6 protein-coding genes are annotated in these 11,613 nt (G+C 28.1%); 4 read left to right on the top strand and 2 right to left on the bottom strand.

From position 1 onward, the window contains the following. Positions 1-139: 139 nt before the first annotated feature. Positions 140-1,300 carry a hypothetical protein gene (locus Q0J90_RS02380; RefSeq protein WP_297276385.1) on the bottom strand — a complete coding sequence of 387 codons (1,161 nt, stop codon included), beginning with the start codon at positions 1,298-1,300 and terminating at the stop codon, positions 140-142. A gap of 251 nt (positions 1,301-1,551) precedes the next feature. On the opposite strand from Q0J90_RS02380, the gene Q0J90_RS02375 reads away from it, so the two are divergent. After that, a complete protein-coding gene (locus tag Q0J90_RS02375; protein ID WP_297276384.1) occupies positions 1,552-1,794 on the top strand; it encodes a PepSY-like domain-containing protein in 243 nt (80 codons plus the stop codon). 120 nt (positions 1,795-1,914) lie between these two features. On the opposite strand, the gene Q0J90_RS02370 is transcribed toward Q0J90_RS02375, so the two are convergent. Continuing rightward, on the bottom strand, positions 1,915-3,366 hold the full coding sequence (locus Q0J90_RS02370) for a catalase (protein WP_297276383.1): 1,452 nt from the start codon (positions 3,364-3,366) through the stop codon (positions 1,915-1,917). A 262-nt stretch (positions 3,367-3,628) separates the two neighbouring features. On the opposite strand from Q0J90_RS02370, the gene hemH reads away from it, so the two are divergent. From hemH to Q0J90_RS02355, 3 genes are all read left to right on the top strand, one after another. Continuing rightward, complete coding sequence (gene hemH, locus Q0J90_RS02365) at positions 3,629-4,633, top strand: ferrochelatase (protein ID WP_297276382.1); 1,005 nt, start codon at positions 3,629-3,631, stop codon at positions 4,631-4,633. A 163-nt stretch (positions 4,634-4,796) separates the two neighbouring features. Beyond that, the gene (locus Q0J90_RS02360) at positions 4,797-10,553 is read left to right on the top strand and encodes an Ig-like domain-containing alpha-2-macroglobulin family protein (protein WP_297276381.1); all 5,757 of its coding nucleotides are present in this window, start codon (positions 4,797-4,799) and stop codon (positions 10,551-10,553) included. 211 nt (positions 10,554-10,764) lie between these two features. Further along, a complete protein-coding gene (locus tag Q0J90_RS02355) occupies positions 10,765-10,968 on the top strand; it encodes a hypothetical protein (RefSeq protein WP_297276380.1) in 204 nt (67 codons plus the stop codon). Positions 10,969-11,613 lie beyond the last annotated feature (645 nt).

Below are 11,613 nucleotides of genomic sequence, written 5' to 3'. Positions count from 1 at the left end.
AAGTATAGCAAAATGTCCTACTAAAGCCATCACTAATGAGAGAGTAAATTCGGTTAAGAATATATAATTAATTTTTTTATATGTTACTGTTAAAGACAAGGGTTCTTTTATAGAACTCTTGTTTTTTTATTATAAAAAATCAATAGAATAAAGGCATTATAAAACAAACTATAAAAGCTGCAATTCCATAAACGTATACATAAGAATTTTTATTATTTAATACAATATTTTTTATATATTTCATATTTCTCAATTTTATTAATGATATTATATTTTCAAGAATTATTAGAATGAAATGGAAAAATATTATCAAATTTATACCTAATAGCGTTATTTTATTTGGGCTAATGCCATATTCTATTATTCTATATATTGTTGAATTCAAAATTATTATATTAAATATAACTGCTGCTGCAGGTAATATAAGATAAACTAATTTTGTAAATATAGATGATTTATAATCAATACGTACAAAGAATAAATTTACTGCTGCTATACTGAGAGCAACATTATAAAGTATAAAATTTATTCTGATATCATAAGGATTATTATAAGGCATTAACATAGAAAATAAATATTTAACTATATTATATAAACTTATATACATTATTATTCTTGAAAAGTATATTGATATATTTTTTATATCTTTTTTATATATGATGTAAATTATAAAAGGCGTAAAAGAAAATATATAAAATATAGATAATATAAAAATATTAAAAATAATAACTGTATCAGGAAATATATTTATAATAATTCCTTTAAATAAATTAATAAATAAATTAAAACATATTATAAATATTAGAGAAACAGCAGCACTAATCAAAAAAGATAATATCATAATATTAGCACTAAAAGTAAATATATGATTGATATTTCTATAATTTTTATATTCATTAAATGATAAAGCAAACATTATGAAAAATATAATATCCAAAAATAAGTTTTTATTTAAAATTGTATGAACAAAGAAAATTAAATCGGCATTTCTTGACATTATATCATTTATAGTAAAATCAGCAGATGGAATAAGCACTGCCATAATGCCTATAAATAAAAAGATCAAAGAAGTTATAAGTATATTTTTTTTATTATTTAAATTAAATATTAATGAAAAACAAAATAAATAAAAAACCTTAAAAGCAAAAAAATAAGATGTTATTTCAGTAATTTTATAATCAGAATTAATATTTGAAGCAAAAAATAAAAAATATATAGTAAAAGGCAGAACAGAAATTAATGCCAATATTATGATTCTTTTTTGTGATGATATTTGTAATTTTTTTATTAAATTATTCATAATTATTTTTCTTACTGTTTATTTTTTATAGATTATCTATTCAAACAGAAAAAAAATCAATCAAATAAATTATAGAAAGTATGCTATTAAAATACTGAAATTGATTATAAATTTATTAAATATGAAAGTTGAATAAATTGCTGTTTTTTTTGTAAATTTTATTTAAAATAATGTAAAATAAATTGACAATTTGTTTTTATATGTTATAATATAGATATAAGTTAATTGAATATACAAAAAAGGAGATATTTATGAAAAAATTAATTTGTTTCATATTTGCTTTATCTATATTAGGAAGTGCTAGTTTATTTGCAGATTGGATGGTTCCTATTAATCAGGTTCCAAGACCTGTTATTAATGCTGTAAAACAATACTTTCCTCAGGCTCAAATTTGGATGGTTGAGATGGATGACGGATTATATAAAGTAAAACTTAATAATGGTTTAGAAGTAGAAGTAACTCCTTACGGACAAGTGGTTGATATAGGTGATTAATAGTTTTAGATATGAAATTTTATATATAAATAAAGAAATTTATTGGCATTAATAAAAGTATAGCTAATATCTCATAAAAAGGTATTAGCTATACTTAATAGAATTGACTTTTATTTTTTATTATATATCTTTCTCATCAATGCCTAATGCTTTAGCAACCCCAAGTCCGTAAGCTTTATCAACATTCATGCAGTTTTTTATATGTCTTAATTGTACTTCTTTAGTAACACCGTTCATATCTCTTGCAGTGTTTTCAAATAATACTTGTTTTTGTGCATCTGTCATAAGATTGAATAATGCTCTTGCATCTGTATAATAATCATCATCATCTTCTCTGTGGTCATATCTGTAAGCATCTCCGTAAATTTTTAGAGGAGGCTCGGCATATTCTTTCTGCTCTTTCCATTCTCCTTGAGAATTTGGTTCATATTGTACAGCAGAGCCATTGTTAGAATCTACTCTCATAGAACCATCTTTATGGAATGAATGGAATGGACATCTTGGAGCATTTACAGGAATACTTGCATAATTAACGCCTAATCTATATCTTTGAGTGTCTGTATATGAGAATAATCTTCCTTGAAGCATTCTATCTGGTGAGAAACCAATACCAGGAACTATTGTAGAAGGGCTGAATGCTGATTGTTCTACTTCTGCAAAATAGTTTTCTGGGTTTTTATTTAATTCTAAGACGCCTACATCAATTAAAGGATATTCTTTTTGAGACCAAGTTTTTGTTAAGTCAAAAGGATTTCTCTTGCTTGCATTAGCCTGTTCTTCAGTCATTATTTGAATCTTCATATTCCATTTAGGGAAATCGCCTCTTTCTATAGCTTCAAATAAATCTTTTTGAGAACTTTCTCTGTCTTTTGCTATTATTGCTTCAGCTTCCTGATCTGTTAAGTTTTTAATACCTTGCTGAGTTTTGAAATGTAATTTTACCCAATATCTTTTGCCTTCTTTATTTATGAAACTATAAGCATGACTGCTGAAACCATGCATGTGTCTGTAACTGTAAGGTATACCTCTGTCGCTCATATCTATAGTTATTTGGTGAATAGCTTCAGGTAAAGAAGTAAGGAAGTCCCATTTATTTTGTGCACTTCTCATATTAGTTTTAGGATCTCTTTTTACAGCATGGTTCAAATCTGGGAATTTCAAAGGATCTCTGAAATAAAATACAGGAGTATTATTTCCAACTAAATCCCAGTTTCCTTCTTCAGTATAGAATTTAATAGCAAAACCTCTTATATCTCTTTCCGCATCTGCTGCACCTCTTTCTCCTGCTACTGTAGAAAATCTTACAAATAAATCAGTTTTCTTTCCAACTTCAGAGAATATTTTTGCTTTAGTATATTTTGTTATGTCATGAGTTACAGTGAATGTACCATAAGCACCTGAACCTTTAGCATGCATTCTTCTTTCTGGTATAACTTCTCTGTCAAAATGTGCCATCTTTTCCATAAACCATACATCTTGTAAAAGCATAGGTCCTCTGGCACCTGCTGTCATAGAATGCTGATTATTTTCAACCGGAGCACCGAATTCAGTTGTTAATTTTTTATCTGACATATTAAAAACTCCTTATTAGTGTTAATTATTAATAAATATATTATACTAAATAATAAATATTATTTCAAGTGTATAATTCATAATTTTTTAATAAATATTTAAAATTAGTATTTTGTTATTCATAATTAAAGTCTTTTTTTAATATAATTTTAATCATGCGTGTAATTTTTATATTTTTTATAATAAAAGTCACAATACATGTTGACTAATTATTAAAAAATATATATTATTTATTAATAAATATTATTAATAAGGATATGTTATGAATGATATGATAAAAAAAGAAGCAGTTGTACTTTTTAATATGGGAGGTCCTAGAAATACCAAAGAAATAGATATTTTTTTGAAGAATATGTTTAATGATTATTATATATTAAACATAAAAAATGGTATTATCAGAAATATGGTAGCTAAAAAGATAGTTAATAAAATTAGGGATAATGTTTTAAAACATTATGAGGCAATAGGAGGAAACTCTCCAATAAATGAACATACAGAAAAATTAATAGAAAAGTTAAAAGAGATGGATAATTCGAGAGATTATAAATATATAATGAATTATACTCCGCCTTATTCTTATGATGTATTGAAAGAATTAAAAGAAAAAAAGATAGAAAAAATCACATTATTCAGTATGTATCCTCAATATTCAGAAGTTACAGTAAAATCATCTTTTGATTCTATTTTTAAAGCAATGAAAAAATTAAGATATAAGCCTGAAATAAATATAATTGACAGATATTATGATGATAACAAATATAATAATTCAGTAGTAAATTTAATAAAAGAAAGCATAAAAGATAAAGATGCAAGCGAGTATATATTAATATTATCAGCACATTCCATACCAAAAATGTATGTAGAAAAGGGAGACCCTTATGAATATGAATGTAATTGCAATGCTGAGATATTAAAAGAAAAACTATATAATGAAGGTCTTAATTTTAAAGATATAATACTTTCTTATCAATCTAAAATAGGAAAATTAGAATGGCTTTCTCCTAGCACAATGGATACTATAGAAAAATATAGTGGTGAAAAAATAATGATATATCCTTTAGCTTTTACAATAGATAATTCAGAAACTATTTATGAAATAGATATTGAATATAGAGAAGAAGCTGTTAATAAATATAATATTAAAGATTTTATATTATGTCCATGTTTAAATAACAGCAGCAATTTTGCAGAAACTATAATCAGTTTATCTCATAACTATATTAATAAATTTAATTTAAATGTAAATTATAATAAAAAAATAGTTTAAAATAAACGGTTTAATAATATTAAATAGTAACACTTTTTTACATTTCTTGAGTTTTATATATAAAGTTTGATTTTTTAGTAAAGTATTATAAATTATTTATTTACTTTTAAATTATTTATGATATAACTTTATGAGTCAAAAAATACATAAAAAAGAGGACTTTATGAAAAAATTGAGAAATATTTATTATGTTTCTATTATGTCATTAATGTTAACAATGATAATGGGGGCAAGTATGTTTGCGGCTGTTACTATTGACAGAGCTACACCTATTGGAGAAAATACTTCAAGAAACAACTATGAAGCAATAACAGTAACTTTTAATCAGCAAATGGTAGCTTTGCAGGCTATAACAGACATTACTAATGAATATTTTACTTTTAACGTAGATGTTGAAGGTAAATACAGATGGCTTTCCATTAATACTTTAGCATTTTATCCTTCAAAGCCATTGCCGGATAATACAGCAATTGAAGTAACTTTAAAAAAAGGAATAAAAAGCGAATTAACTGGGGAAGTATTGGAAAATGATTATACTTGGAGTTTTAACACTTTAAGACCTATAATGCAGAAAAGTTCTCCTTATGACAGACAGTCAGAACTTCCTACAGATGTTAATATAGTTGTATATTATAATATGCCTATATATCTTCAAAGTGCAAAAGAAAAAATACACTTAATTTCAAGCAATAATAATACTGCTATAGATTTTGATGTAAGATATGCAAGAATAGAAGATTTAAGAGAATGGGAAACTAATGAATACCAATTAGAACAGGTATTAGTTATAAAACCTAAAACTGCCTTAGCAAAAAACGATGGAATAACAGTGAATATAGATCAAGGACTTGCTGCTGTTAATGGTGATTTAGGTACAGCAGATGCTAAAAGCTTTAGTTTTTCTATACATGATGATTTCTATTTCAGCGGAAATAAAGAACAGACAGTAACAGCATCATATTCTCCGGAAGCTCCTAAATTAGAATTTAGTACCAGAGTTGAATGGGCTGACTTAATTAGAAATATTGAGATTACTCCCGAAGTACAGCTTCCTACAGAAGAGGAAATTCAGCAAAGTTCTTGGTCATCTAAGAGTTTTTCACTTTATTCATTAAGATTTAATCCAAATGTTACATATAATATAAAAATTAATGGAAATTTAAAAGATTCTTACGGACAGACTTTAGGTGAAGAACAAAATATTACATTAAATGTTACTGACTATAACCCTAGTGTTTCAATACCTTCAGGAATGGGAGTTGTAGAAGCATATGAAGGAATGAAGCTTCCAGTGCAGTTAATGAACCCTAATACTATTAATATAAGAAGCAGATATGTTGATAAAGAAAATATTATACCTTTCCTATTTGTAAATAAACAAGTATACAGATATGATGAAGGGGCAGAGTTTAGAAGTTATACTAATCAATATGGAAATTTATTCGGATATGATAATACTACTGAATATACTCCTAATATTGAAAGAAACAGATATATTACAACAGCTCTTTATTTAACTAACTATATGAATAATAATAATTATGGATTTTTATCTATAGAGTTTAAAAGTAAAACCGGATATCAAAATCAATATGATTATTCATCATCTTCGCAAATACAAATAACTTCTATGGGAGTAACAGGTAAATTCTCAGGAGATTCAAATACTATATTTGTAACTGACTTAAAAACAGGAATGCCGGTTGAAGGTGCAGAAGTAGAAATAAGAGATGACTTTAACAGAGTTTTAGACAGAGCAACTACAGATGAAAACGGAATAGCAACTACTAAAGGATTCAGAGAATTAGGAATAAAAAGGGCAAGCAGATGGGATGCTCCAAGACAATGGGCTATAGTTACAAAAGGCGATGATGTATCTTTCATAAACAGCGATTGGGGTACAGGTGTTTCGCCTTGGAGAATGGATATAAATTATAATTATTCTCCTTCTGATAAAGATTATAATGGCTCAATGTTTACAGAAAGAGGTATATATAAACCTGGAGAAGAAGTACATATAAAAGGTGTTGTTAGAGAAAATAAAATAGGAAATTGGCAAATACCTAATGGTTTAAAAGATGCTTTATTTACAATAAATAACTCAAGAGGAGAGGAAATACATAAAGGAACTGTTACTTTAAATGAATATGGTTCTTATTTAATAGATTTCACTCTTCCGGCAGATGCTCCTACAGGTTATTATAGTGTAAGAGTGGCTTTTAAAGATGATATAAATAAAACAGATGAAGAAGAATTATACAGTTTATCACAAAGTTTTAGGGTAGAAGAATTTAAACCTTTAGAGTATGAAAGCAGACTTTGGGTTGAAGATAAAAATTATTATTTAGGCGATACAATGCCTATTAAGATGTCAGGCTGGTATTTATTCGGCGAGCCTATGATATCTAATCAAGTAGACTATAATATATCTATGAATGAAACTTTCTTTACTCCTCCTAATAATGCAGGATTTAGATTTACAAAATTAAGCTGGTTTGAAGATGAGTATTATAATAATTATTATTCTATGATAGCAAATGGTACAGGAGCTTTGGATGAAAAAGGAGAATATGCTTATTCACCTAAAATAGATGCAAGCCGTTCTATACATGCTGCTTATGTAACTATAGAAGCAACTGTATCTGGTGAGGATTCTCAAAGAGTAAGTACTACTAAAAATGTACTAGTTCATGGAAGTGATTATTATATAGGTATAAAGAGACAAGGATATTTCTTAGAAACAGATAAGCCTACACAGTTAGAATTTATTGCTGTTGATCCTGAAGGAAACAGACTTGAAGGCAAACAAATAGAAGTACAAGTTATAAGAAGACATTGGGAATCTGTAAAAAAGGCTATAACAGGCGGAAGATTTGAATGGGAATCAAAACAGATTGACGATGTTATCGAAACTACTACTGTTACAACAGCTAATGATCCTGTTGCATACAGCTTTACTCCTACAAATTCAGGACTTTATATAATATTATCAAGAGCTAAAGATTCTGCAAACAGAGAAGTAGCAGCTGATGAATATATGTATGTTATAGGTAAGGATTACGCTCCTTGGGCTATGTTTGATGATGATTTGTTAGAGCTTATCACAGAAAAAGAAGAATATAAGCCTTATGAAACTGCTAGAATAATGGTAAAATCTCCTTATGAATCTGCTACTGCTTTAGTAACAGTTGAAAGGGAATATGTAATAGATTCTTATGTAACAAATATTGAAGGTTCTACTGCTTTAATAGAAGTACCTATAAAACCTGAATATTTACCTAATGTATATGTAGGTGTTTCGCTTGTTAAAGGAAGGGTTGAAAATGAAGCTTATACTAATTATGCAACTGATGAAGGTAAGCCGTCATTTAAAATAGGTTATGCAGGACTTTCAGTATCACCTCGTGAAAAAGAACTTAATGTAAAAATAACAAAATCTGCTGACAGTTTAGAGCCTCGAGATGAAATGACAGTAGATTTGTATGTAGAAATAAAAGAAAGTCAGCCTATGGAAACTGAGGTTATGCTAAGCGTGGTTGATGTAGGAGTATTAAATTTAATAGGTTATAAAACTCCTAACTGGTTCAATACTTTCTACGGACAAAGACCTTTGAGTGTAGCAAGTGCCGACACAAGAATACACTTAATAGGACAGAGAAACTATGGAGAGAAAGGAGATACACCTGGCGGCGATGGTATGAGAGCTGCTAATGATATGATGGCTAAAGCTGAAGCTATGGGTATGGATGTATTTAGTATAAGAAAGAATTTCTTGACAACTGCATTCTATCAAGGAAGAGTTAAAACTGATGCAAGCGGTAAAGCTACAGTTACATTCAATTTACCTGATAATATTACATCATTTAGAATAATGGCTTCTGCTATAAATAGCGACGGATATTTCGGTGCTTCTGATGATGTTGTAGTAGTTAAGAAAAATCTTATGCTTATGCCTACGCTTCCTGAATTCGCTTATGTTGAAGATAAATTGAAAGCAGGAACTATAATATATAATTATTCTGATCAAGATTTAGAAATAGAGATTCAAGCCGCTGCTTCTAATGCTATGATACAAAATGATGTTCAAACAGTAAAAGTTCCTAAAGGCGGAAATGCTGATGTAAGATTCGATATTATAGCTACAAACAGAGGAGAGGCTAAAGTTACTATATTTGCTAAAGGCGGAGAATATACTGATGCTGTAGAAAAAACATTTGAAGTTAATGTGCCTATGACTACAGAATCTGTTGCTATGTTCTCAAGTATGACAAATAATAATACTGATTTAATGCTAAGAATACCTAGCGTAACAGAAGCATATAAAGGTGCAGGAAGTTTAGAAGTTTATATGTCTCCTAGTGCATTCAGCGAGCTTACAGGAGGTATAAATTATCTTATAAATTATCCTTACCTTTGTTTGGAACAGCAGTTATCAAGAGTTTATCCTATCATAACTAGTAAGAGAATATTGGTTGATATGAAGCTTACAGATATAACAGAAGAGAGTTTAGACAACACAGTACAAACTTTCTTAAAGACTATGCCTACATATCAGAGTCCTGACGGAGGATTCTCATACTGGCCTAGCAAAACTTGGACATCTCCATGGCTTACTGCTTATGCTGCTGATGCTATGATTAAGGCTAAGAAAGAAGGATACACTGTTGATGAGAATTCTTTATCATTAGCATTGGAATATATTAATAATTATGCTAAGAGCGGAAATGCTGAAAAACCTAGCTTCTGGTTTGATGAATATATCAATCTTTCTTCTATAGCCTATATTGCGGCTGTTCTTGCTGAAGGCGGATATAATGCTAATGATGTAAAAGTTATAATAGACAGAATATACCCTCAAGTTAATAATATACCTTTCTACGGACAGGTTCAATTAATGAGAGCTATGTATTACAATAAATATGATAATAAAGCATTGACTGAAGTTAGACAGTATATACTAAATACTATTAAAGAAGACCCTACAACAGCACATTATGAATTAGAAACTAGATATGCTAATTTATATTGGATACACTCTTCATCAGTAAGAGATACTGCGGTTGCTTTATATGCATTAATAGAAACAGAATATGATAATGCTATAAATGAAAAAGTGGTTCGCTGGCTTGTTCAATCAAGAAAAAACGGAAGATATTTAAATACTCAGGACAATGTATCAGTATTTGCTGCTATGAATATGTATTTCAGAAAGTATGAAAATGTTTATCCTAATTTCAAAGCAGAATTTGTATACGAAGGAAAAACTTTACTTTCAGAAACATTTAATTCAAGAACTCAGCCTAGCGTAACAGAAAATTATGCATTAGATGAGTTTATGGATGAGAAATTAAGCAATTCAAATACTAGAAGTTCTGTTGCTAATATAAAAAGAAACGGAGATGGAAGACTTTATTATGGTGTAAGACTCACTTATGCTCCTCGTGATTTGGCTGTTAATAGAGATGCCGGAATAAAAGTTGAAAGACAGTATCAAACTAAAGACGGAAAAGTATTAGACTTAACTAAAGATAAATTCAAGCAGGGAGAAGAATATATTGTAGTAGTAAAAGTTACAGCTCCTTTTGAAAGACATTTCGTTGTGGTGGATACTCCTATTGCGGCAGGTATGAGAATATTAAATGCAAGCTTTGCTACAGAAAGCAGCGAGGTTAAAAACTTAACAGGCAATGCCGGAAAACCTACTTGGTGGTGGGGCGGATTCAATCACACTGAAAACTACAATGACAAAGTGTTATTGTTTGCTGATATGCTTAGTGACGGTACACATGAATATAGATATGTAGTTCGTGCTGTTACTCCTGGTGAATATTTGCTTCCTGCTACTAAAGCTGAAGAGATGTATAATCCTGAAGTATTCGGTTATGACGGACAGCATAAAGTTGTTATAGAGGCTAAATAAAGTTAAACAATAAATTTAAAATAATTAAAGGCGGTATCTTTTTGAGGTATCGCCTTTATTTATGCATAATATTTTTGTGTAAAAAACATGTTTTTATATAAAAATACTTGTTTTTTTTTATATACTTAATGCATATATACGTATTTTTAAATATTAACTATAAATAATTTTTAATTGCAAAATAAATAATTAAATAAAAAAGGAGAAAATTATGGGATTTTTTGATATGCTTAAATCTGGTGCCGAGTTTGTTGGGCAGCAGGCAAAAAATTTTAATGAAGATGTAGCAAAATATAAAATGCAGTATTCTTCATACGATGATGAAACACTAAAAAGAGAATTCGCAAGAGCTTCTGGAGCTAAAAAATTGGCTATAGCTGCTTTATTGAAAGAAAGAGGATACGGAAGTAATTAATCTAAACATCTTTACAACTTTTATAAAAGCAATGTACTTGACTTTAGTGCATTGCTTTTTATTATATCATTTATAGTTAAAAAACTATGATGAATAAAATAGCTAATTCTAAATAATTCTTTATTTAAAAATTTACTTACGCATGTCCATCCTTTATATTCAGCAATATTATATGATTTTTACTTTTTAAATCCGCAGTACAATTATAAAACCCACCCAAAATTTTATTTAACTTTATAATCTATTTACCGCACGTAGAATAAAGTTATAAGTATATATCAATTTTTAATTCTAATTTTTACTGTATTTGAAATTTCACTTACCGTGCGTAGAGTAAAGTATTAAATTTAAAAAAATCTTGGGTGGGTGTTAAAATTTCTGATAAGGCAATAAATATAATAACACTTAAATTACATAAAAAAACTATAAAGAATGAAGGGCGGGATTTTTAAATAATTTTTTAGCCTTAAATTAAGAAAACATATCAGTAAGCCTAAAATCCCAAATCATTAAAATAAGTAATGTATAAATAAATCTATCATGCACTTTTTGATTATCATTAAAAAACTTAATATTTATTTTTACTTTATCTTTGTAATCAATATCATTATTAGCATTTATAGTGATTTCAAAACTATCTCCATT

The organism is uncultured Brachyspira sp. (genome assembly GCF_944390595.1).
Classification (GTDB): domain Bacteria; phylum Spirochaetota; class Brachyspiria; order Brachyspirales; family Brachyspiraceae; genus Brachyspira.
This window is presented reverse-complemented; position numbering and strand designations above follow the sequence as displayed.